The 24,409-nt window shown below is 42.3% G+C and carries 11 protein-coding genes, 15 tRNA genes and 4 rRNA genes; 17 read left to right on the forward strand and 13 right to left on the reverse strand.

Going from position 1 to position 24,409, the window contains the following annotated elements; translation table 11 throughout:
* Nucleotides 1–44: 44 nt before the first annotated feature.
* The 16 genes from mutY to ONE56_RS11290 all read left to right on the forward strand — a co-directional run bounded on the left by mutY (nt 45) and on the right by ONE56_RS11290 (nt 6,234).
* Nucleotides 45–1,121 carry an A/G-specific adenine glycosylase gene (gene mutY / locus ONE56_RS11215; protein ID WP_041155322.1) on the forward strand — a complete coding sequence of 359 codons (1,077 nt, stop codon included), beginning with the start codon at nt 45–47 and terminating at the stop codon, nt 1,119–1,121.
* A gap of 19 nt (nt 1,122–1,140) precedes the next feature.
* The gene (locus tag ONE56_RS11220; RefSeq protein WP_041155323.1) at nt 1,141–1,413 is read left to right on the forward strand and encodes an oxidative damage protection protein; all 273 of its coding nucleotides are present in this window, start codon (nt 1,141–1,143) and stop codon (nt 1,411–1,413) included.
* A 106-nt stretch (nt 1,414–1,519) separates the two neighbouring features.
* Nucleotides 1,520–2,659: a membrane-bound lytic murein transglycosylase MltC gene (gene mltC / locus ONE56_RS11225; RefSeq protein ID WP_423839874.1), complete on the forward strand. Its 1,140-nt coding sequence runs from the start codon at nt 1,520–1,522 to the stop codon at nt 2,657–2,659.
* A gap of 100 nt (nt 2,660–2,759) precedes the next feature.
* Nucleotides 2,760–2,835 (forward strand) — tRNA-Phe (locus tag ONE56_RS11230).
* 67 nt (nt 2,836–2,902) lie between these two features.
* Nucleotides 2,903–2,978: transfer RNA gene (locus tag ONE56_RS11235), tRNA-Thr, on the forward strand.
* Between the two features lie 7 nt (nt 2,979–2,985).
* A tRNA-Phe gene (locus ONE56_RS11240) sits at nt 2,986–3,061 on the forward strand.
* A 55-nt stretch (nt 3,062–3,116) separates the two neighbouring features.
* A tRNA-Asn gene (locus ONE56_RS11245) sits at nt 3,117–3,192 on the forward strand.
* 70 nt (nt 3,193–3,262) lie between these two features.
* A tRNA-Thr gene (locus ONE56_RS11250) sits at nt 3,263–3,338 on the forward strand.
* Nucleotides 3,339–3,346: 8 nt separating this feature from the next.
* Nucleotides 3,347–3,422, forward strand: a tRNA-Phe gene (locus ONE56_RS11255).
* Nucleotides 3,423–3,493: 71 nt separating this feature from the next.
* Nucleotides 3,494–3,569 (forward strand) — tRNA-Asn (locus ONE56_RS11260).
* Between the two features lie 253 nt (nt 3,570–3,822).
* Entirely contained in the window at nt 3,823–5,448 is a 1,626-nt protein-coding gene (locus ONE56_RS11265; RefSeq protein ID WP_423839875.1) for a methyl-accepting chemotaxis protein, read from the forward strand.
* A 233-nt stretch (nt 5,449–5,681) separates the two neighbouring features.
* Nucleotides 5,682–5,757, forward strand: a tRNA-Phe gene (locus ONE56_RS11270).
* A gap of 66 nt (nt 5,758–5,823) precedes the next feature.
* A tRNA-Thr gene (locus ONE56_RS11275) sits at nt 5,824–5,899 on the forward strand.
* A 36-nt stretch (nt 5,900–5,935) separates the two neighbouring features.
* Nucleotides 5,936–6,011, forward strand: a tRNA-Asn gene (locus tag ONE56_RS11280).
* Between the two features lie 37 nt (nt 6,012–6,048).
* Nucleotides 6,049–6,124: transfer RNA gene (locus ONE56_RS11285), tRNA-Thr, on the forward strand.
* A gap of 34 nt (nt 6,125–6,158) precedes the next feature.
* Nucleotides 6,159–6,234 (forward strand) — tRNA-Asn (locus tag ONE56_RS11290).
* A gap of 1,231 nt (nt 6,235–7,465) precedes the next feature.
* Here ONE56_RS11290 and ONE56_RS11295 read toward each other — a convergent pair.
* From ONE56_RS11295 to ONE56_RS11330, 8 genes are all read right to left on the reverse strand, one after another.
* Nucleotides 7,466–7,542: transfer RNA gene (locus ONE56_RS11295), tRNA-Asp, on the reverse strand.
* Nucleotides 7,543–7,572: 30 nt separating this feature from the next.
* Nucleotides 7,573–7,689 (reverse strand): 5S ribosomal RNA (gene rrf / locus ONE56_RS11300).
* A 19-nt stretch (nt 7,690–7,708) separates the two neighbouring features.
* Nucleotides 7,709–7,784, reverse strand: a tRNA-Thr gene (locus ONE56_RS11305).
* A gap of 128 nt (nt 7,785–7,912) precedes the next feature.
* Nucleotides 7,913–8,028 (reverse strand): 5S ribosomal RNA (rrf, locus tag ONE56_RS11310).
* Between the two features lie 120 nt (nt 8,029–8,148).
* Nucleotides 8,149–11,038: ribosomal RNA gene (locus ONE56_RS11315) — 23S ribosomal RNA — on the reverse strand.
* A gap of 305 nt (nt 11,039–11,343) precedes the next feature.
* Nucleotides 11,344–11,419: transfer RNA gene (locus ONE56_RS11320), tRNA-Glu, on the reverse strand.
* A 127-nt stretch (nt 11,420–11,546) separates the two neighbouring features.
* Nucleotides 11,547–13,099, reverse strand: a 16S ribosomal RNA gene (locus ONE56_RS11325).
* The 16S, 23S and 5S rRNA genes sit together here with 3 tRNA genes alongside, the layout of an rRNA operon.
* A gap of 520 nt (nt 13,100–13,619) precedes the next feature.
* Nucleotides 13,620–14,873 carry an HD-GYP domain-containing protein gene (locus ONE56_RS11330; RefSeq protein WP_041156635.1) on the reverse strand — a complete coding sequence of 418 codons (1,254 nt, stop codon included), beginning with the start codon at nt 14,871–14,873 and terminating at the stop codon, nt 13,620–13,622.
* 223 nt (nt 14,874–15,096) lie between these two features.
* Here ONE56_RS11330 and ONE56_RS11335 point away from each other — a divergent pair, with 223 nt between their 5' ends.
* Nucleotides 15,097–15,771, forward strand: a complete 675-nt coding sequence (locus tag ONE56_RS11335; protein WP_423839876.1) for an SDR family oxidoreductase — start codon at nt 15,097–15,099, stop codon at nt 15,769–15,771.
* A gap of 1,202 nt (nt 15,772–16,973) precedes the next feature.
* On the opposite strand, the gene ONE56_RS11340 is transcribed toward ONE56_RS11335, so the two are convergent.
* The 5 genes from ONE56_RS11340 to ONE56_RS11360 all read right to left on the reverse strand — a co-directional run bounded on the left by ONE56_RS11340 (nt 16,974) and on the right by ONE56_RS11360 (nt 24,194).
* Nucleotides 16,974–17,918 (reverse strand): bile acid:sodium symporter family protein, encoded by a 945-nt coding sequence (locus tag ONE56_RS11340; protein WP_423839877.1) that lies wholly within the window; start codon nt 17,916–17,918, stop codon nt 16,974–16,976.
* A gap of 1,100 nt (nt 17,919–19,018) precedes the next feature.
* A complete protein-coding gene (locus tag ONE56_RS11345; protein WP_186437905.1) occupies nt 19,019–20,305 on the reverse strand; it encodes an LlaJI family restriction endonuclease in 1,287 nt (428 codons plus the stop codon).
* 1 nt (nt 20,306) lies between these two features.
* Nucleotides 20,307–21,779, reverse strand: coding sequence for an AAA family ATPase (locus ONE56_RS11350; RefSeq protein WP_053809393.1), 1,473 nt, complete (start codon nt 21,777–21,779; stop codon nt 20,307–20,309).
* Between the two features lie 50 nt (nt 21,780–21,829).
* A complete protein-coding gene (locus tag ONE56_RS11355; protein WP_145533564.1) occupies nt 21,830–22,873 on the reverse strand; it encodes a DNA cytosine methyltransferase in 1,044 nt (347 codons plus the stop codon).
* Complete coding sequence (locus tag ONE56_RS11360) at nt 22,860–24,194, reverse strand: DNA cytosine methyltransferase (RefSeq protein ID WP_145533562.1); 1,335 nt, start codon at nt 24,192–24,194, stop codon at nt 22,860–22,862. The genes ONE56_RS11355 and ONE56_RS11360 overlap by 14 nt, the downstream gene beginning before the upstream one ends.
* Nucleotides 24,195–24,409: the final 215 nt, after the last annotated feature.

Raw genomic sequence — 24,409 nt, forward strand, 5'->3', positions numbered from 1 at the left:
GGTGCAATTTTGCTCCTAAACAATAATAGAATATAGAGCAAGTCGTGACCCCTTTCGCCAGCGCCATCTTAGAATGGTATGACGCCTATGGAAGAAAAGATCTTCCATGGCAACAGAACAAAACCGCTTACAGTGTCTGGTTATCTGAAATAATGCTTCAGCAAACTCAGGTCACTACCGTCATTCCATATTATCAGCGCTTCTTGGAACGATTTCCTACCGTGGTCGATCTCGCCAATGCAGAACAAGATGAAGTGCTGCATCTATGGACAGGGCTTGGTTACTATGCGCGTGCTCGCAACCTACATAAAGCAGCTAAAGAAGTGGCGCAAAAATATCATGGTGAATTTCCAGTTAATCTCGAAGAAATGAATGCATTACCAGGTATTGGCCGCTCTACTGCCGCCGCCGTGCTCTCATCAGTTCATAAGCAACCTCATGCGATTCTCGATGGTAATGTAAAACGCACCCTTGCTCGCTGCTTCGCCATAGAGGGTTGGCCCGGACAGAAAAAAGTAGAAAACCAACTGTGGGATATTGCCGAGACACATACGCCACAAACGGACGTAGACAAGTACAACCAAGCCATGATGGACATGGGAGCCATGGTCTGTACACGCAGTAAACCCAAGTGTACTCTATGCCCCGTTGCCGATTTATGCGTAGCAAAAAAACAAGGTAACGTCCTCAGCTATCCTGGCAAAAAACCGAAAAAAGACAAACCAATCAAGCAAACTCGGTTTGTCATGCTTCACCACAGTAACGGTAAAGAGCATGAAGTTTGGTTAGAACAAAGGCCTCAAACTGGCATTTGGGGAGGACTCTTTTGTTTTCCTCAAACCGAACATGTGGATACCGAAAGCGATATAGATTTACTGCTAGAGCAACGCGGAATCCGAGCTAATGACATTAAAGATCAGCAAACGTTGATTACTTTCCGCCACACATTCAGTCACTACCATCTCGATATCACACCGATTTTGATTGACCTGTCAAAGCAACCCAACGTGATAATGGAAGACAACAAAGGTCTTTGGTATAACTTATCTAAACCTGAAGAAGTGGGCTTAGCTGCGCCAGTAAAACTGTTATTGGAAGCACTACCTCATGAACTTCGTTAATTGAATACAAGGAGTCATTATGAGCCGCACTGTGTTTTGTGCTCGACTAAACAAAGAAGCTGAAGGTCTAGACTTTCAACTGTACCCAGGTGAACTAGGCAAACGTATTTTCGATAACATTTCGAAAGAAGCTTGGGCTCAGTGGCAACACAAACAAACCATGTTGATCAATGAAAAGAAGCTCAACATGATGGATCCTGAGCACCGTAAGCTGATCGAAACTGAGATGGTGAACTTCCTCTTTGAAGGTAAAGATGTTCATATCGAAGGTTACACACCACCAAGCGAATAAATAGATTAGCTCCACAGCTAAACTTGTTCAAAAGCATGACATCACAAATCGCTTTGTGATGTCATTTGTCCAATTAGTGCCCACCGTCCCTTAACTATCACTGCTTATGAAAAAAATTGTCTTTATTGCAGCCTCACTTTTCATTGCGGGTTGCAGCCGTGAGTTTGTCGAAAATATCTATGACGTTAATTACGAGCCCACTAACCGTTTTGCTAACCACTTAGCTGAGTTACCGGGACAATTTGAAAAAGACACGGCTGCCCTAGACTCATTAATGAACAGCTTTTCAGGTAATATTCAAAAACGGTGGGGCAAGCGAGAAGTCAAGCTCGCGGGTAAAAGCAATTACGTTAAATATATCGACAACTACCTCAGCCGCGCCGAAGTCGATTTCCAAAAGGGTGTCATCACCATAGAAACCGTTTCATCTACCGAGCCACAAAAACACTTAAAAAACGCCATCACAACCACTTTGCTGACTCCAGACGACCCAGCCAACGTTGATCTCTTTTCTTCCAAAGCCATTAAGCTACAAGGACAACCGTTTTTATATAAACAGGTCGTTGATCAAGATAAGCAACCGATTCAGTGGTCATGGCGGGCTAATCGATTTGCTGACTACCTGATCGCTAATAAAATCAAGACAAAAGACGTCGACTTTAAGAAAGCGTACTACGTAGAGATACCAATGGTGGAAGACCATCTTTCTCAACGCAGTTACCAATACGCTGATATTGTGCGCCGTGCATCGACAAAATACGATATTCCAGAAGATTTGATCTACGCCATTATCAAAACTGAAAGCAGCTTTAACCCGTATGCAGTGAGCTGGGCTAATGCATATGGTCTGATGCAAGTAGTACCTAAAACCGCAGGTCGCGACGTATTTTCTTTGGTAAAAAAACGCTCGGGTCAACCTAGCCCTGAGTACTTGTTTAATCCAGAAAACAATATTGATACCGGAACCGCATACTTCTACATATTGAAAAATCGCTATTTAAAGGATGTGAGTCACCCAACATCTCTGGAGTACAGTATGATTTCCGCCTACAACGGAGGCACGGGGGGCGTACTAAACACATTTAATCGCAATGACCGGAAACGTGCGATGAATGATTTAAATTCACTCCAACCAAATCAAGTTTACTGGGCCTTAACTAAAAAACATCCCAATGCAGAAGCTCGTCGTTACTTAGAAAAAGTTACAAATTTCAAAAAGGAATTTAACTCAGAGCAAACTTTGTAAAGCCATTTGGATAAAAAGCGTTCGAACAGCCACTTTTTTGAAATTATTTATAAAAAGTGGTTGACGCAAAGCGGGAAAATCCGTTTAATAGCGCTCCGTTGCCCGGATAGCTCAGTCGGTAGAGCAGAGGATTGAAAATCCTCGTGTCGGTGGTTCGATTCCGCCTCCGGGCACCACGAATTTAATTTGTTGGTGTCTTAGCAAAACGTTATCACACGAACAAAAGCACAAAGAATAAAGTGTGCCGACTTAGCTCAGTAGGTAGAGCAACTGACTTGTAATCAGTAGGTCACCAGTTCGATTCCGGTAGTCGGCACCATTCTTTTGCCTCGATAGCTCAGTCGGTAGAGCAGAGGATTGAAAATCCTCGTGTCGGTGGTTCGATTCCGCCTCGAGGCACCATTATTTGGTGCGCTTGTTTGATTTTAAATCATTAACAAGACACAAGCAGAATAGTTCCTCCTTAGCTCAGTTGGTAGAGCGACGGACTGTTAATCCGCAGGTCGCTGGTTCGAGCCCAGCAGGAGGAGCCACTTTCTAGAATTTCATTCAGTTGGGATTCTAAAAAAGAAGAGTTCTACTCTTCTAAAAAGAATAAAGTGTGCCGACTTAGCTCAGTAGGTAGAGCAACTGACTTGTAATCAGTAGGTCACCAGTTCGATTCCGGTAGTCGGCACCATTCTTTTTGCCTCGATAGCTCAGTCGGTAGAGCAGAGGATTGAAAATCCTCGTGTCGGTGGTTCGATTCCGCCTCGAGGCACCATTATTTGGTGCTCATGCTCGATTTGAAATAATTGGCAAGACACAAACAACTTTTGTTGTTAAAAGAATAATTCCTCCTTAGCTCAGTTGGTAGAGCGACGGACTGTTAATCCGCAGGTCGCTGGTTCGAGCCCAGCAGGAGGAGCCACTTTTAAAAGCCGTATCATCTGATACGGCTTTTTTATTCACTTCTATTAGCCCCTTACTTCGACTCACTTTTCAGACTATTTCATTCCTTTCTATCATCTCCGAATATAAAACCCGTTTCGGCAAAATACTTATTTTGCGATAAAAATTTAATCCATCTCATACTTTGAGTACGTGTTTGTAGGCGTAACTCTTCTTCTTCAATAAGATGACCTTGTCTATTTTATTATCAATAAATATTTTATGAGCCTTATATGAAATTAAAAACTCAAGCCTACGTCCTGTCTGCGATCATACTCTTCGCCTTGCTAGCCTTGACCGCTACAGGTTTATGGACGTTAAGGGTAGCAAGTAATATCGATAACAAATCTCGTGTTACCGAACTATTCAACAGTGCATATAGCATACTCACTGAAGTGGAAAAGATGGCAGCAGATGGTGAGATGCCTGAAGATGAAGCCAAAGCGTTAGCCACGCGTTTACTTCGCAATAATATTTATAAAGACAATGAGTATGTTTATGTTGCTGATGAAAACATGATGTTTATCGCCGCCCCTCTCGACCCTCAATTGCATGGCACTAGCTTCCATGACTTTAAAGACAGCAATGGCAATAGTGTCGGACAATTAATACTCGATATTTTGGGCGGAAAAACAGGTCAAATTGTTGAGTATACATGGAGTCAAACACAAGCTGATGGAAGCGCTGAAGAAAAACTGTCAATAGCATCTAAGACCCCTCACTGGAATTGGGTCGTTGGCACGGGAATTGGATTTAATGAAGTCAATGCTCGCTTTTGGGCTACCGCGCAGTGGCAACTCGCGCTTTGTTTGATCATAGCAGGCGCTATCCTAGCAAGCCTCATCATCGCCATACGGAAAATGCTGAACATATTAGGTGGAGAGCCTAATGATGTTCGTAACGCGGTCCAAGCCGTCGCTGCGGGCAATATTCAAACCAGCTTTGACACTATCGCCGTAAAAGGCAGCATCTATGAAGCTGTGCAAAACATGAGTCAATCCTTGGCAACAATGGTGAGCAACCTTGACCAGTCTATGCATGCTTTACGTTCCGAACTGACCGCAGTAGAGTCTCGGTCAAAAAGCATTGCTGATTTAACTCACTCTCAGCAGCAATCTACTGCGATGATAGCAACAGCAATGACTGAAATGGCCTCCTCAGCTAATCAAGTCGCGAACTCTGCAAATGATACAGCACAAAATACAGAGGAGGCCGACAAACAAAGTCAGCAGACTCAATCTCTGATCCATAGCACGGTAAGTAATATCCAGGGGCTTGCTTCTCAACTTAATACGGCGAGCAAAGCAGTTTCAGATTTAGACCAAGACGTACATAACATCGTGAAAGTGTTAGATGTGATTGGAGATATTGCAGAGCAAACCAACTTGCTAGCACTGAATGCCGCGATTGAAGCTGCAAGAGCCGGAGAGCAAGGAAGAGGTTTCGCTGTGGTAGCGGATGAAGTAAGGAGCCTTGCGGGGCGAACTCAAGATAGTACCAAAGAAATCCAGAATATGATTGCCAACCTCCAGGAAGGCTCTCGTAATGCGATACAAACAATGGAGGTCTGTGCACAAACCAGTGAGAGTACAGTTTCTGAGTCAATAAGTGCTTCAGAATCACTAGAACAGATAGTCACCTCCTTGGCATCAATTACCGCCATGAGCCAACAGATCGCAACAGCAGCAGCGGAGCAGACACAAGTGAGTGACGATATAGCACACCGTATCAATCTCATAGAAGAGAGCGGATGTCAGTTGAACTCAGTCGTCACAGAAAGTCAATCAAGTACAACAAGTTTAGGCACACTAGCAAACGAACTGGAGGACTGGGTAAATAAGTTTTCCGTAAAGCACTAGTTTAAAGCTAATTGGACAACCTAGAGCACGTTTTCAAGTGTGCTTTAGGTTTACTTTGCATTTATTGAGCAACCAAACTCATCATACAAGTACCTAGAAAGCTCGACTTAACTTACATTAAGATCATAAATGCATAAAAACAGCCCACTCCGACCACAATTTCATCAAACGATATTTTTATTTAAATTTTATTATTGACCTAAGGCACGAAAAACCGTTTAATACACCTCGTCGCCCGGATAGCTCAGTCGGTAGAGCAGAGGATTGAAAATCCTCGTGTCGGTGGTTCGATTCCGCCTCCGGGCACCACAATTAATTCATTGTTGGTGCCTAGCACGAACAATAAAAATGCTCTTGTAGCAAAGAATACAGTGTGCCGACTTAGCTCAGTAGGTAGAGCAACTGACTTGTAATCAGTAGGTCACCAGTTCGATTCCGGTAGTCGGCACCATTTTTTCTTTAAATAGAAAAATCTTAAAAGAATAATTCCTCCTTAGCTCAGTTGGTAGAGCGACGGACTGTTAATCCGCAGGTCGCTGGTTCGAGCCCAGCAGGAGGAGCCACTTTCAATTAACAAGTTAAGACTTGTTAGTGAAACGTGCCGACTTAGCTCAGTAGGTAGAGCAACTGACTTGTAATCAGTAGGTCACCAGTTCGATTCCGGTAGTCGGCACCACTTTCTTTTTGAAGAAGAACATTAAAAGAACAATTCCTCCTTAGCTCAGTTGGTAGAGCGACGGACTGTTAATCCGCAGGTCGCTGGTTCGAGCCCAGCAGGAGGAGCCACTTTTAGAAAGCCGCATCACTTGATGCGGCTTTTTTTATATCTAACTTTTATACCATCTACCGTAAATACGCGTTCAGAAATAGCAAAGATAAAAATGGCTGAGAGTGAGGCAAATATTTTCAATGACTCCTAACTCCACTTCACCTTTTTGCGAACTAAAAGCGGCGCAACTGCCTAGGCTCTGTTGACCAGAGATGATGAATAATGTCCGGTCATTTGCTCCAATTGGTATGGAGATTAGACCACCTTACCTAGTTATTAACACTCAACACAGCGCCTTATAAGCGACCCTCCCTTCCTCACACATCGATACAGCCAAGATCAGCCCCTATCAGTAAAAATTAAATTATGTTTGCTTGCGAAGTGACGATCGTATTTTTCAAAGCAATGAAGATCTAGAATGGATAGGAAGTAATGCTGGTCACAATAACCAATTGTATATAGCCCCTGAATAATCCAACAAAGCGTTTCGTGCTTTTTGATTAGGAGAAGTCAGTATTTGACTTCAAAATCAACAAGAGTGACATTAGCGATGTTTGCCCAAATAGTGAAGATAAGGCTGAAGATTGATATAAGCCGCAGACTGTCTGGGATTGCACACGACCGGGACTTATTCGTCCGAAGGGCGAAACATGCTCACATGAACGTAAAAAGCCCCAGTCTTTCGACTGAGCCTTCGTATAAGTGGCGGAGTGGCTGGGGTTGCACACAACCGGGACTCATTCGTCCAAAGGACGAAACATGCTCACATGAACGTAAAAAGCCCCAGTCTTTCGACTGAGGCTTCGTATAAGTGGCGGAGTGGCTGGGGTTGCACGCAACCGGGACTCATTCGCCCGAAAGGCGAAACATGCTCACATGAACGTAAAAAGCCCCAGTCTTTCGACTGAGGCTTCGTATAAGTGGCGGAGTGGCTGGGGTTGCACGCAACCGGGACTCATTCGTCCAAAGGACGAAACATGCTCACATGAACGTAAAAAGCCCCAGTCTTTCGACTGAGGCTTCGTATAAGTGGCGGAGTGGCTGGGGTTGCACGCAACCGGGACTCATTCGTCCAAAGGACGAAACATGCTCACATGAACGTAAAAAGCCCCAGTCTTTCGACTGAGGCTTCGTATAAGTGGCGGAGTGGCTGGGGTTGCACGCAACCGGGACTCATTCGTCCAAAGGACGAAACATGCTCACATGAACGTAAAAAGCCCCAGTCTTTCGACTGAGGCTTCGTATAAGTGGCGGAGCGGACGGGACTCGAACCCGCGACCCCCGGCGTGACAGGCCGGTATTCTAACCAACTGAACTACCGCTCCGCATTGGTTAAACTTTTGAGTCTAATAAGAACCTGGCGATGTTCTACTCTCACATGGGGAAACCCCACACTACCATCGACGCTACTTCGTTTCACTTCTGAGTTCGGGATGGAAATCAGGTGGGTCCAAAGCGCTATGGTCGCCAAGTAAAATTCTTTTTTGTAAATGGTGCTGATACCCAGACTCGAACTGGGGACCTCATCCTTACCAAGGATGCGCTCTACCACCTGAGCTATATCAGCATTGTGGTATCCCTTAGGACCAAAAAAGCCCGCTTTCTTTACAAACGGACTCTTTAATCGTTGCTCACCTTGTTAAAGGTAAAGACAACTTTATTTCAGGTTTTGAAACCTAAAAATATTAATTTAAAGCCTGGCGATGTCCTACTCTCACATGGGGAAACCCCACACTACCATCGGCGCTACTTTGTTTCACTTCTGAGTTCGGAATGGAGTCAGGTGGGTCCAAAACGCTATGGTCGCCAAGCAAATTCGGGTTAAACTCGCTGCTTAAGCAAGTTTAATAATCTGGAAAGCTGTTTTTATTTCTCATTATCACACATTCAATGTTCTTTCATTGAGTCCATCAAAACCCCTTGGGTGTTGTATGGTTAAGCCTCACGGGCAATTAGTATCAGTTAGCTCAACGCCTCACAACGCTTACACACCTGACCTATCAACGTCGTAGTCTACGACAACCCTTTAGGATACTTAAAGTATCAGGGAGAACTCATCTCAAGGCTCGCTTCCCGCTTAGATGCTTTCAGCGGTTATCAATTCCGAACTTAGCTACCGGGCAATGCGTCTGGCGACACAACCCGAACACCAGAGGTTCGTCCACTCCGGTCCTCTCGTACTAGGAGCAGCCCCTTTCAATTCTCCAACGCCCACGGCAGATAGGGACCGAACTGTCTCACGACGTTCTAAACCCAGCTCGCGTACCACTTTAAATGGCGAACAGCCATACCCTTGGGACCGACTTCAGCCCCAGGATGTGATGAGCCGACATCGAGGTGCCAAACACCGCCGTCGATATGAACTCTTGGGCGGTATCAGCCTGTTATCCCCGGAGTACCTTTTATCCGTTGAGCGATGGCCCTTCCATTCAGAACCACCGGATCACTATGACCTGCTTTCGCACCTGCTCGAATTGTCATTCTCGCAGTCAAGCGGGCTTATGCCATTGCACTAACCTCACGATGTCCAACCGTGATTAGCCCACCTTCGTGCTCCTCCGTTACTCTTTGGGAGGAGACCGCCCCAGTCAAACTACCCACCAGGCACTGTCCTCATCCCCGATGAGGGGACCAAGTTAGAACATCAACACTACAAGGGTGGTATTTCAAGGTCGGCTCCACCAACACTGGCGTGCTGGTTTCAAAGCCTCCCACCTATCCTACACATGTAGGGTCAATGTTCAGTGCCAAGCTGTAGTAAAGGTTCACGGGGTCTTTCCGTCTAGCCGCGGGTACACTGCATCTTCACAGCGATTTCAATTTCACTGAGTCTCGGGTGGAGACAGCGTGGCCATCATTACGCCATTCGTGCAGGTCGGAACTTACCCGACAAGGAATTTCGCTACCTTAGGACCGTTATAGTTACGGCCGCCGTTTACCGGGGCTTCGATCAAGAGCTTCGACCAAAGTCTAACCCCATCAATTAACCTTCCGGCACCGGGCAGGCGTCACACCGTATACGTCATCTTACGATTTTGCACAGTGCTGTGTTTTTAATAAACAGTTGCAGCCACCTGGTATCTGCGACTCCTAGTAGCTCCATCCGCAAGGGACTTCACCGCCAGGAGCGTACCTTCTCCCGAAGTTACGGTACCATTTTGCCTAGTTCCTTCACCCGAGTTCTCTCAAGCGCCTTGGTATTCTCTACCCGACCACCTGTGTCGGTTTGGGGTACGATTCCAACTTATCTGAAGCTTAGAGGCTTTTCCTGGAAGCATGGCATCAATGACTTCACATCCGTAGATGCTCGACGTCGTGTCTCAGCCTTAGAAAGAGCCGGATTTACCTAACTCTTAAGCCTACGCACTTGAACCTGGACAACCGTCGCCAGGCCCACCTAGCCTTCTCCGTCCCCCCATCGCAATAAGTTGAAGTACGGGAATATTAACCCGTTTCCCATCGACTACGCCTTTCGGCCTCGCCTTAGGGGTCGACTTACCCTGCCCCGATTAACGTTGGACAGGAACCCTTGGTCTTCCGGCGAGGGGGTTTTTCACCCCCTTTATCGTTACTCATGTCAGCATTCGCACTTCTGATACGTCCAGCATGCGTTACCACACACCTTCAACCGCTTACAGAACGCTCCCCTACCCAATATACAAAAGTATATTGCCGCAGCTTCGGTTTACTACTTAGCCCCGTTACATCTTCCGCGCAGGCCGACTCGACCAGTGAGCTATTACGCTTTCTTTAAATGATGGCTGCTTCTAAGCCAACATCCTGGCTGTCTGAGCCTTCCCACATCGTTTCCCACTTAGTAGTAATTTGGGACCTTAGCTGGCGGTCTGGGTTGTTTCCCTCTCCACGACGGACGTTAGCACCCGCCGTGTGTCTCCCGGATAGTACTTACTGGTATTCGGAGTTTGCAAAGGGTTGGTAAGTCGGGATGACCCCCTAGCCTTAACAGTGCTCTACCCCCAGTAGTATTCGTCCGAGGCGCTACCTAAATAGCTTTCGGGGAGAACCAGCTATCTCCAGGTTTGATTGGCCTTTCACCCCTAGCCACAAGTCATCCGCTAATTTTTCAACATTAGTCGGTTCGGTCCTCCAGTTGATGTTACTCAACCTTCAACCTGCCCATGGCTAGATCACCTGGTTTCGGGTCTATATCCAGAGACTGAACGCCCAGTTAAGACTCGGTTTCCCTACGGCTCCCCTAGATGGTTAACCTTGCCACTGAATATAAGTCGCTGACCCATTATACAAAAGGTACGCAGTCACACCACGAAGGTGCTCCTACTGCTTGTACGTACACGGTTTCAGGTTCTATTTCACTCCCCTCACAGGGGTTCTTTTCGCCTTTCCCTCACGGTACTGGTTCACTATCGGTCAGTCAGTAGTATTTAGCCTTGGAGGATGGTCCCCCCATATTCAGACAGGATATCACGTGTCCCGCCCTACTCGATTTCACTGAATGTGCGTTGTCAACTACGGGGCTATCACCCTGTATCGCCGGACTTTCCAGACCGTTCGTCTAACGCATATAAAGCTTAAGGGCTAGTCCAATTTCGCTCGCCGCTACTTTCGGAATCTCGGTTGATTTCTTTTCCTCGGGGTACTTAGATGTTTCAGTTCCCCCGGTTCGCCTCGCTACGCTATGTATTCACGCAGCGATACTTACTTATGTAAGTGGGTTTCCCCATTCGGAAATCCCAGACTCAAGTGGCTTTTACTGCCTAATCTGGGCTTATCGCAAGTTAATACGTCCTTCATCGCCTCTGACTGCCAAGGCATCCACCGTGTACGCTTAGTCACTTAACCATACAACCCGAAGAAGTTTCGAATTGACGTTAAACAACCAAAGTTGTCTCTCATTATTTGAATGAGCGAGAGACATTTCGATTTTGCCGGACTCAAATATGAACAACATCTAAAGATGTTATTCCCAAGAACACTTGAATGTGTTTTTAGTTGTATTCCCTTAGGAATACTTTGAGAACTTTACAAACAACAATAAATTGTTGTTTTGTCAGCTTTCCAAATTGTTAAAGAGCTAATCACTTCTACTGAAGTCACCATTTTTAAGAACACTTAAGATTTTCTTTTTGAAGAAATGTGCTTAAAGATGGTATCCCGTAGGGGAGTCGAACCCCTGTTACCGCCGTGAAAGGGCGGTGTCCTAGGCCTCTAGACGAACGGGACACTAAGTCGAACATCTTGGGGGATGTTCTATCTCTTAAACTTTATAAACCATATCAATCTGTGTGGACACTCATCACGACTCATTTGTCTTCACTTTAAAAAGTGAAAGCAAACTATCCATCGTATATAAGGAGGTGATCCAGCGCCAGGTTCCCCTAGCGCTACCTTGTTACGACTTCACCCCAGTCATGAACCACAAAGTGGTAAGCGTCCCCCCGAAGGTTAAACTACCTACTTCTTTTGCAGCCCACTCCCATGGTGTGACGGGCGGTGTGTACAAGGCCCGGGAACGTATTCACCGTGGCATTCTGATCCACGATTACTAGCGATTCCGACTTCATGGAGTCGAGTTGCAGACTCCAATCCGGACTACGACGCACTTTTTGGGATTCGCTCACTCTCGCAAGTTGGCTGCCCTCTGTATGCGCCATTGTAGCACGTGTGTAGCCCTACTCGTAAGGGCCATGATGACTTGACGTCGTCCCCACCTTCCTCCGGTTTATCACCGGCAGTCTCCCTGGAGTTCCCGACATGACTCGCTGGCAAACAAGGATAAGGGTTGCGCTCGTTGCGGGACTTAACCCAACATTTCACAACACGAGCTGACGACAGCCATGCAGCACCTGTCTCAGAGTTCCCGAAGGCACCAATCCATCTCTGGAAAGTTCTCTGGATGTCAAGAGTAGGTAAGGTTCTTCGCGTTGCATCGAATTAAACCACATGCTCCACCGCTTGTGCGGGCCCCCGTCAATTCATTTGAGTTTTAATCTTGCGACCGTACTCCCCAGGCGGTCTACTTAACGCGTTAGCTCCGAAAGCCACGGCTCAAGGCCACAACCTCCAAGTAGACATCGTTTACGGCGTGGACTACCAGGGTATCTAATCCTGTTTGCTCCCCACGCTTTCGCATCTGAGTGTCAGTATCTGTCCAGGGGGCCGCCTTCGCCACCGGTATTCCTTCAGATCTCTACGCATTTCACCGCTACACCTGAAATTCTACCCCCCTCTACAGTACTCTAGTCTGCCAGTTTCAAATGCTATTCCGAGGTTGAGCCCCGGGCTTTCACATCTGACTTAACAAACCACCTGCATGCGCTTTACGCCCAGTAATTCCGATTAACGCTCGCACCCTCCGTATTACCGCGGCTGCTGGCACGGAGTTAGCCGGTGCTTCTTCTGCAGCTAACGTCAAAGATGTGCGCTATTAACACACACCCCTTCCTCACTGCTGAAAGTACTTTACAACCCGAAGGCCTTCTTCATACACGCGGCATGGCTGCATCAGGCTTGCGCCCATTGTGCAATATTCCCCACTGCTGCCTCCCGTAGGAGTCTGGACCGTGTCTCAGTTCCAGTGTGGCTGATCATCCTCTCAGACCAGCTAGGGATCGTCGCCTTGGTGAGCCCTTACCTCACCAACTAGCTAATCCCACCTAGGCATATCCTGACGCGAGAGGCCCGAAGGTCCCCCTCTTTGGCCCGAAGGCATCATGCGGTATTAGCCATCGTTTCCAATGGTTATCCCCCACATCAGGGCAATTTCCTAGGCATTACTCACCCGTCCGCCGCTCGACGCCGTTCACGTCCCCCGAAGGTTCAGTTAACTCGTTTCCGCTCGACTTGCATGTGTTAGGCCTGCCGCCAGCGTTCAATCTGAGCCATGATCAAACTCTTCAATTTAAAGTTTTGTTCGGCTCAATGAATACTGACTTCAAAACTACTAATGTAATTTTAAAGCTATTATCGTTCCAACAGAACGATAATGAATTGACTGTGCTGAATCCGAAGATTCAATGGTCACTTCGTATCATTGAAACCTAATTTGAAACCGAAGTTTCTAATTGGATTATCATCAACGAGTGCCCACACAGATTGATAGGTCTATATTGTTAAAGAGCTTCGCTTTTCGAGATAACTCTCTACAAAGCGGAGGTGAATTCTAGCGAGATAACTGAAAGTGTCAAACACTTTTTTCAACTAATTTTTCTAGAAGATTTTCACCTTATCCAACATTGCTGAAGCCTTATGACGTCTGCCGTGTCGGTGGATGCGCATTATAGGGAGCAGAATTGTTTTAGCAATAAAAAAATCGATTTTTTTCGTAAAAAGAACTCAACCGAACACTTTATGTACAAATTAAAAAATACCCCTATATAACCCTCAGCATTTATACAACTTACCCACAAATACCTGTGGATAATTAGTCATCACTATCAAAAAAGTAGGAAATTCTAGAGCGCGGGTTAAGATACTCTTTTATCTGCTCAGGCAATTTGGCCGGATGAATAGCATTAACTATTTTCAGGCCCTTCTCTGCTAAATTAATAATTGGGGCTTGTGTCCTTGGAACCGATGGGTCATAGACCAACACATTCGGGAATAATAAATTAGAAGCATTAACAGATATGACTAAACCAATCATTTTGTTCGACAGTTGTACAACCGTCCCCGGAGGGAAAACCCCCATAAACTTAATTAAGATATTGAGGTTCTCTTCTTTATATAGGTGTTTACAGTTCTTGTACAAATGAGAAAGTGCAGTGTAAGGAATCTTTTGTTCGGCTAAAACCGAGGTATGACACAAGTTATCGAACGCATTAGCAACGATAATAACTTGTGCAAGCTCATCGATTTCATCCCCTCGGAGTCCCACAGGATAACCAGAGCCATCTCGAAGTTCATGATGCTGAGCGATGACAGTTTTTGCCTCTTCTGGAAACCCTTCAATTTGATTGGCAAGATCCAAACCATACTTTGTATGTAGCTTTAGATAGTTTTCTTCAGGCGTGGTTAGTGCAACTTGTTTTCTTAAAATGGCTGTTGGGATCTTGATCTTACCCATATCATGAAAAAGCGCGGCAAAAGACAGTGCTTTTAACCGTTCTGAGGAATATCCCTTTGCTCGGCCAACCATCATCGCAATGACTGCAACGTTCAACGAATGAAAGTAGATGTCTTCAAATTCATTGTTGCCATTCATTAGATGGAGTGTGACGTTATCATCACTCATTAACTTTTCAACAATATCATCGACCAGCATTTTTGCTTCTTCCACCGCGGCTGCTGGACGATTACGAATTTTAGTCATTACAGCTCGCATACGAGCAAGTGAACGCTCAAACTCCTTTTCACATTGAATAACTCTACGTCGATAGGCACTCAAGCTTTCAATCCGCTTCTGTTTTTCGTTCCACAGCTTCTGAGCCTCCAAATTCAAAGACTCTTCGCTTTTAGAGTGAGTCTCAGACGAACCTTTGGCAGGCAGAGGCTGCGCATCACTTTGCTCTGGGTTGAAGTAGACAAACTTAATACCTAGATGCTTGATTATATCGATCTGAGTTTGATCTTTAATCTTAAAGCTATTAAGTAAGAACGGGTGATCGTTCCACTTTAACGGAAGGCGAATGTGTAGTCCGGGCTGAATACGATCCACTGTAAGTTTAATTGCTGCCACTGTTTTATTACATATAAAGTCATCACTGTAAGTCACGCATAGTAGTCGATTTTAAATGCAAATTCATCAGTAAACTTGGTGCATAAAGACACACTCATTGACCGAATAACCCGTTTGGAAAACATCGTACGCGTATAGAAAAATATACATAGTTCCTTTTCGAGTTCGAAAACCTAGGCATAATGATATGACAGTGTGTTTAAGATCATCATGGAGTAAAGAAATGAAAGTTCTTGTTACAGGGGCAACAAGCGGTATCGGGTTTGAACTAGTAAAACAGTTGCGAGCAGAACAACACGAAGTATTTGCTACGGGTAGAACAACAGAAAAGTTAATTGAACTTCAAGACATTACAGGATGCCACATTGGCGCTTACGATCTTTCTGATTCACAACATGTCATTGATATGTTTAATGATGCCACAAACACCTTGGGCGGATTAGATGTACTCGTCAACAACGCAGGCATGAACAGTGCTAAACGTGCAATTGATGAGATCTCAGTAGAAGAGATCGATTTACAGTACGCGATTAACTTGAAAGCACCGATGATACTTTGCAGAGAAGCGCTTTCACTCATGAAAACTCAGCAGTCCGGTTATATCATTAATGTCACCAGTACCGTTGCAAAACGAGCCAGTGAAACAATGTCGGTTTACACTTCAATGAAACAAGGCCTGTCAGGGTTCACTGGTGTACTGATGAAGGAAGCCCAACCACACGGCATAAAAGTCACCAACTTACTGCCTGGAGGAACAGATACGAACTTCAGAGAAGCAAGCCGTCCACAATACATGAAGCCGGAGAGCGTTGCTCGAACAGTTATTGGACTACTAAAATTACCAGACGATGTCATCGTGCATGAAATGGTATTTAGACCGCAAGTCGAACTTGAGTAATGATAGTGTAGCTACTCTTTATAGAAATGACAGACTAAGTATAAAAAAATGGAGGGCAATAACATGCCCTCCACATATATTCTAAGACTGCAACATTAACCATGTCTGTGATGATTATGATGGCTGTTATGATGTTTGTTATGATATCCATGATTCTTATGAACATGATGGTGTTTATTAGTTTTAACAGCGTGGTGTTTGTTGTGATGATGAAGTGATTTACAACCAGTCAAACTTGCCATCGTCACTAGTAGCGCTGCCATTAATAATTTCTTCATGATGTTTCCTATTAATAAAGTTAGTAAATTAGTTCGCGTGTTTAATCTTTCGTAGTTGTTTATTCAGATCACTTTTTTAGCCGAATGATAAGCACGCATTTAAGCCATTTATTCGTTCAACACATAGCCTGTATTGACGGTTAGAGAATCCATTTATGATTAGATTACTAATATTGCAGTTACATTTAGCCTGTTAAGTAAATGACATGGCGATATCAGACAAAATTCATTTAGCAATACTCGACTCATTAAGATTCGTCATCGCTAACCTCTGAGCTCCATTAAAGATTGCTTCCTTTCTTTTACCCAAGTGCAACCGGATAACTCTTCGGAACAGCAACAACGATACGCACTCACATCACGTTTTAGAAATTATTAAAATTAATCAACAGGAAAAATCAAAGATAAAAAATAAAAACCTTTAAAATCAACATCAAATGACAGCTATAGACTTAAATTTAAAATAGCACTCACCAGTCATTACATAGACTTGCGCTTTAAATTTACATTTTCAACACAGTCAAATTTCCAGTGATGTGCTAGGGTCTGTTCATGTTTTGAGATGATTTTTGCAGAGTAACGTCAACAGACTCTGAGAGTAACTGCGATACACTGTATTAGTGAACTCACAACGGAGAATATTTAGAAAAAATGGATGGTAAGTAAAAAATAAGAAATAGAACTATATTTCAGAAGATCAAATCAATCTCTTTCTTATCGAAAGATAATGTATGATTTAAATACCGTAATATTTTATACCAATCTGGATAGGTAAGTTGTCATTAAAAATAAGGTTAAAGTGATTAATTCTGGTAGAAGAAAGCAACAGAAACGTTGTTATCACCTCCTGATAATTCTATATTGACCAGGAGGTGATATATCTTGAATCGATAAGAAAAATATCAATTCATTACTTACTGGAACTTAGCTAAGCTCGCTGTGACAAATAGCCTCATTTTTTTGAGCCTTTTTACTGGCCCAGAATCCAGCCAGAATTGATCCTGAAATATTATGCCAAACCGAAAATATCGTGCCCGCGACGGCTGAAGCGGGTGAAAAAAACTTCATTGCTAACGCAGTAGCCAATCCCGAGTTTTGTAGTCCGACTTCAAAAGCGATAGTTCGACAAGTCGACTCATTAAAACCCAGGACTCTGCATGCGTAGTAACCCGCGATAAGCCCAAATCCATTGTGCAAGATCACCGCCAATGCAACTAACGGGCCAATAGTATTTAGATTGTCAGCATTTAAGGCGACAACCGTTGCAATAATTAGAACAATCGCAACCATCGAAATTAACGGCAGAACAGCATTGACCTTAGCAACAGCTTGGGGCATGAATGTATTGATAATCACACCAGCCGCCACAGGAAGTAATACGATTTTAATTAAGCTCATCAACATCCCTGAAACGGGCACATCAACACTTTGACCTATCAACCCTTCGACAAGAAGAGGTGTGAGTACGACACCTAATAATGTCGATATCGCGGTCATTGAAATAGAAAGCGCAACGTCACCCTTAGCCAAAAAGACCATAACATTAGATGATGTACCACCCGCTACGCTACCTACAAGCACCATCCCCACAGTAAGCTCGGTACTAAACCCTAATAAAAAACTGATAGTTAGGGCGGCAAGAGGCATAATCAAGAACTGCAAAAGTACGCCGACACCGACGGCTTTTTTATGCTTTAACACATTGAGAAAATCACTCGCAGACAAGCTAATTCCCATTGCTAGCATAATCACTGTCAGTAAAGGAATGATTTGAGATTTCAAATCAATAAAAAGGTGAGGTAAAAAGTACGCAGTTAAAGCGAAAATAACAGCCCAAACGGGAAACAGCTGAGTTAATCTCCCTATCATTTAGATAATCCTTATCTTGTCATTACATAAGTGCCCCGGACTATGCTGTTTGTGAGCGATAAACCGAATGGGACGTGGATATGAGAAGAGAATTTTTTCATATATCCCACTGACAAAAAAGACAGCAAGAGCAATACGGCTTGATATTTCACGCTAAACTCAGAGAGTCAATCATTGCACCATAATGGCGCCCTGTAGCAGTGCAAAGTGTGACAATCCCTGAAAACACCAGTGAATGATACTTATCACCAAATCACTTACACGACCTAAAGGCTGAAGCACCTGTCCTCGCCAAGCTATCTACTCGAAGTAAATGACCGTCCCCAATGCTCTGTTGACGTTTCGCGGTAAAATTTTGTTCGGATGGGACCGCCTAAGCAAAGGCGTTTTAGACAAGGTCCTGATTTGAATACATAGTAATTTGAATACATAGTAATTTGAATACATAGTAAAAAGCAGTAACACTCAGATAATCATGTTGCGCCAAAACGACGAAAGGCCGCTATAAAAGCGACCTTTCTATGTATGGTACCGGTGGGCGACTTGACTGGGCTTGCATCCAACTGGGCAGGCACTCCTGACGCCACGCTGGATTTGAATTCACAAACACCAGAAACAACAAAGCCCCGACTTTCGTCGAGGCTTTGTCATATAGATTATGGTACCGGTGGGCGGACTTGAACCGCCACGCCCGAAGGCAACGGATTTTGAATACAAAATCAGCAAGGCTGATCCGTGTATAAACAATCACTTAAAGTCATTTTCACACCAGAATCCATGGTAACTTATCGGCATGAAATGCACTGTTAGATAACGCAAGTAGAAACCCATCTAACCATCGCGTTTGCCCATAGTTCGCCAAGGAGCTCTCAACAGACTACGGTTCAAAAGCCGGTTTAATCAATCGATATAAATATAGCATTACGTCATAACGGATACAGACTTTAATTCCTACACATGTAAGAATAAATAGTAAGATTTAGTTAGCTATGAACCGCAATCTATATAAACTTAAATAATTCTAATTGGATCTATAAAAGTACATAGAACATTTTAAATCTAGTCGTATTTATACAAACCTTTATTACCTTCCAATTGAGTTAGAAAATTGATCTTTGAATATCATATCCATTCGTTACATCCAATTGACCAAAGTTAATATAACTTTTGATTAAAAGCATCGGATCACAGTAATGGCAGATAATTTCACCGTAATGGTCAATCGAACTCATATCACTAGCAAGTACTTTTCCTTGACCACGATTTCCGACCTTAGCTTTAAGTAAGTTTTGTTCTACTCCTGGAAATATAAAATGTAAAGTGACTGTAACATCGCAACCAGCAACTCCTTCCACGCACGCACTTTTAGCAGCAGTTTTATAAAAAAACTGCTTTACTAAATCTGACCATCCAGGTCCATCAGATGGAAATGAAGCTTTGTAGTATTTTGCATCGATAATTGCCCATCGAGTGTGTTCTTCATTTTTTATGACCGTATCTGTTCTTTGACCTTTTCTTGCAACCTCATGAAAGTAATCGTCTTGAAGGTAATATGGAACTGGTAATTCCTTATTTAAGTTAATTTTATTCGGTAAACATGCATCCAACATACCTTCCCAAACATGGTGAAACTTTCTTGTTCCCACTAATAGCAGCTCACCTTCTACCTCTGAACGACGCTCAATATAATTTTTCAACATTCCTATTAGCCGTATATCCCTCTCTGAGTAACTATTAGTTAATTCACGCTCAAGGTGAGAAAGTTGTACTTCATCATCACCTAAAGGTTCTGCAAAGTGACTTAGACGCTCGTTGAAAAGAGTGTCCTCTCCAAATAGTAGAGCCCCATATATTCGTTGAACTTCTCGGATTATATTGGCATGAATATTTGAAGTTTCGCATTCAGACACATAACTCATACTAGTAGTTTCAAGATCTAAATAAACACCGGACTTCCTTGAAGGAAAAGGAATATGTCGAGAGATAGTTTTGTTCCAATCAACTCTCCCTTGATTAGAGGTATACTGTTTCTTTTTTCGAACATATATACCGTTACTAAAGTAATCTTCAATAAGTTCTGAAGCTAGGGATAAAGAAACACTTCCAATCAACTCACCTTCATTACCCTCATTTACAGAAGATAATTTACCATTATAGTATTGAGTCAGACTATGAAGAAGAGAGCATGCTCCTTCTACACTTTTCCCTCGCTCACCGCTATTCTTAGGTAGAAAAACACTTATCATTCCGTTTTGTGATATAAAACCACAGTATCGGATACTCATATGATCAGGGGCGATTAAACCTCTTTGTTGCATCAACTTTCTAAGAGAAATAGGAAGTTCGGAAATAAGGCCCCCATCGTAATAATACTCAAATGTGGCCATATTAATCCTCTTTTCTCGTACCATTTCCTATAATTAGTTTATCGACCTCATCAGAGAATATACTAATGCTTTCTTCCATAAATAGAGAATGTAACTCACCAAAGGTTTTTACTTTTGGACTGAACAAGCGATTTCTATCTTGTTTTTTATGCCGAAGAACATCGTCCCACAAGTAAACGAATAGTTTGCCACATAAGGCGGAACGTGCGGAACTCCAATCCTCTCCCAAATCAACCTTGTTAAGGAAGAACGGACCAATTAAACGGTCCTCAGCAACGTTAAAGGACTTTAATTGGAAATTGATGACGTCATCTGCAAATTTTCGCCATGAAATATTATATACCCCATCATTAGTTAAAATTTCTAACTGTTTATCGGGTGAATTTATGAAATCTATAGGCAGATACTCAAAAGACCAACGACGCTTAAATGCAGTATCAAGAGGCATAACAGCTTGATCGCTACTGTTCATAGTAGCCAGTATCGATAGGTTTGATGGAATGGACAACTGATTTATTTCATCAAATTCATAATCTCTTAATTGTTGATTAATGTAACTAAGCATATCAGGATCGGCTGCATCTATTTGGTAACAACTATTCCCGGCGTCATCCCGATCCAATAACTGGAATAACTCACCAAATACAGCAGCTGCAGGGGCTCGATTAATCTCCTCAATAACTAAATAAACTTTTTCAGTCGGTTTTATTATTGCTTTGATAAGAGATTTTGTAAATGGTCCAGCTCTATACTGATAGGTTATATCTCTGCCTTCCATTTTTGGCTTTAGAGCACCTACAAAATCACTGTATTGAGTATCTGGATGAAAAACCGTTTTTATACAATGTGCACCAGCAGTTTCAGCTCCAATTTTATAGCTTTTACCTGTACCAGGCGCACCGTAATAAATCTTATTAATACCCTTATCAAGAGTTGTTCGTAAATAGACTCCTGGTTTTTTAGCATTACTTGATCCATTAACACAAAAAACACCTTGATATAGAGGTGTGCTAGTATTCAAAACCAAAGAGTAAATTATATCCCTTTCTCTTTGATGTCGAATAATAATCACCTCATGGCCAGTCTCCCAATCTTGACGTACTTGTGCAACACCATTTCCAAATGAGAGCTGTATATAAGGATACTCGCCTTGTTGATTTGTTACTATTTTTCTACGGTAATTAATATCACCTTCACCAAATACAAGCTCCCCTTTCTTAATATAAAGAGCGTCAACAAAAGCTCGAGTATGAGTGAAGTTTTCTGAGTTTTCTAGAATAGGGAAAAATTTTCTAATCTCACCATTACTATTATCTAAATTCAATTGAACATTAGAGCTACTGGAGTCCCCTGTATAACCCCGATTCACAGGAAATGCTAGAACTCCATAAACCTCATTTTCATCAATACCTAAGGCTTCACACTCATTTGAAAACGAGGATTTTACACGGGTAAACGCTTGAGATAATGTCATAGAAAACTCTCTAAATATTAATCACATTAAAGAGACTATAACTTAAAAAATCAACTAGTTAAATGATTTAAAAGTAGATGATGAATCACAGCTTTAGCTAATGGTACTGGCACAGCATTCCCAATCAGCTTATAGGCTGCACTGTAAGATATTTTTAGACGCTTTCGAGTTTCCTCAAAACGATCATCAAAACCCTGTAGTCTAAAGCCCTCCAAAGGTGTGATTCGGCGAATAGGCTCACTAGTTAGATCAACATCAGGTCTTACGAACGGATCTGAAGAGTTAATATAAGAATCACTAAAGTAGTTATCTTGATTGGCTCTGTGCCACTTAGCCATTGAAGCAGTAATTGGCCTTGCAAGAGCATTATCAATATTAACATCACCTTGCCATTTAGGATTTTTATAAAGAACTGTTTGTCGAGTTTTTTTCGGTATGTAATGTTTACTGTCTACATTGTTTTTTTCCAACAAATGCCAAGCTGTAGGGTACTTTGTCTTAGACAAATCTACTTTAGGTGGGACATTAAGTGCCTTTTTTCTATGATAATTCTTAACTCCAGCAAAAAAAATCCTTCTCCTTTTTTGTGGAACCCCATAGTCAGAGGCTACTAAATCCCAAAGGTAAACATGATACCCACAATCCTCTAGGGCACTCTTCATCTCTTCTAATACACTTCCCTTTTTTAAGGTTGCAATTTTCTGCACATTTTCTAAAACAAAAAACTCAGGCTCATATTCATCTAATAAATGAAGAATATTGTAAAATAATTTACCTCTTTCATCCTCTAGACCTTTTCGATAGCCTACGTTAGAAAAAGACTGACAAGGAAAGCCACCTAATAGCAAATCAAATTTATTTAATTTAAAACCTAAAGGATTTATTACTGTTTTGATATCTTCAACATTATTGACAAATTCAATATCCTTTAAATCTCCATCAAAATAATGCTCAGAATAAAATTTTGATGCACTTTTTTCAATTTCACAAAACCCGGAATGTTCAAATTTGGCAGGTAAGTCATTAATCGCATCTACTGCGGATTTAAAACCACCAATTCCAGAAAAAAAGTCAAAGTACTTAATTTTTTTCATTGTTATTCTCAAATATGTTCTCTAACACCATAAAGCTAGCTAACCCCAAAGCTCTTGAGACTAATGGACTAACTGCATTGCCGATTTGGCGATACCATTCATTAGGCGTGCCTAAAAACAGATAATCATCACTAAAACCTTGAACACGCGCAGCTTCTCTTGGAGTCAACCCCCTTGCACTGTTTGGGTGTATATACATATGGCAATCATAGTACATGTGTGCAGTAATCGTTTTACATGGCTTGTTGAATGGTAATTTGTAAAATTTATCTTTGAAAATATTGTCTCTATTTTTATATGGATTTATATGTTCTATTTTGGGACTATCTGATTTATCACCTTCAGATAAAAGGCTATATATTTCAATATCTCTATCATTGTTATATTTTGATTTATGGTTGAAAACCATTCCAGAATCAGGAGAAAAATTTATTATATTTTTATATTCTGTAGGTTTCCCACTATCTTTCATAAAGGTGCCACCCCACTCATCTATTTCGGAATAGGTAGCATTTCTTTTAGTTTTAGCTTTTATATCAGGCAAATCAAAAATAGCATCCCATAAAGTAAATCTTTTACTAACTTTACTAGATTCTACACTAGTTCTAAATATGTCAAATAATTTATGTGATTTTAAATAAATACTCTTTTGCCCGAAAATGAAAAGCCTTTTCCTTGTTTGAGCTGCACCAAACTCAATAGAATCTAGTATCATAACATCGATTGAGTAACCGATTTCATAAAAATCAGATGATATTTCATCTAAGTGATTTGCAATTCCTACAACGTTTTCCATTATAAATATTTCAGGTTGTACAGAGTTTACTTTTTTAACGAAGTATTTATAAAGAATGTTTCGACTATCATTTTCTTTTTTCTGCTTATTAGCATTACTAAAGCCTTGACATGGGGGACCGCCAATAATCAGAGGAGCATACTCAAACCCATTAGCATCATCATGCTTTGTAATATCATCATTAATAATATCTCTTACGCTTAAGTGAGGTCTATTAAAATGATATGTTTTTATTGCTGAGAGATCTTTTTCAACGGCCTTTACAACAGAAAAACCATTGCTCTCAAATCCGATAGACATACCACCCGCTCCACAAAACAAATCATAAAATCCATATTTAGAATTCGTTATTGGCGCTTTTTTCTTGTTAAAAAAATCCTTTACAGCCTCTAAATCCATAAGTAATTTATTTGACTTATTTAGATATTTAATTTTCGAAAGTAATTCATCAATGTAACCAGCTAACAAATTTTCCGTTGCAACATTACTGGTTCTTTGATGTACTTGCTCGTATTTTTGATACATAACCAAACTTCTAGGTAAATTTTAGAGTATTTTACCATGCTATGTTCTACATGGTAACAACTCAAATGCGTGCTCTTTTATAAGTAAACAAATAGAGCCTGACTCAGAAATGCATGCTGTTGAATAGCTAACCGCCCACCTTCCGAATACTACAATACTTCCTCTACACAGATGCTTGCTTTTATCCGGTTCATAAGCGTACTTTACACCAGCAG

Origin of the sequence: Vibrio mytili (genome assembly GCF_049563345.1) — a bacterium.
Classification (GTDB): domain Bacteria; phylum Pseudomonadota; class Gammaproteobacteria; order Enterobacterales; family Vibrionaceae; genus Vibrio; species Vibrio mytili.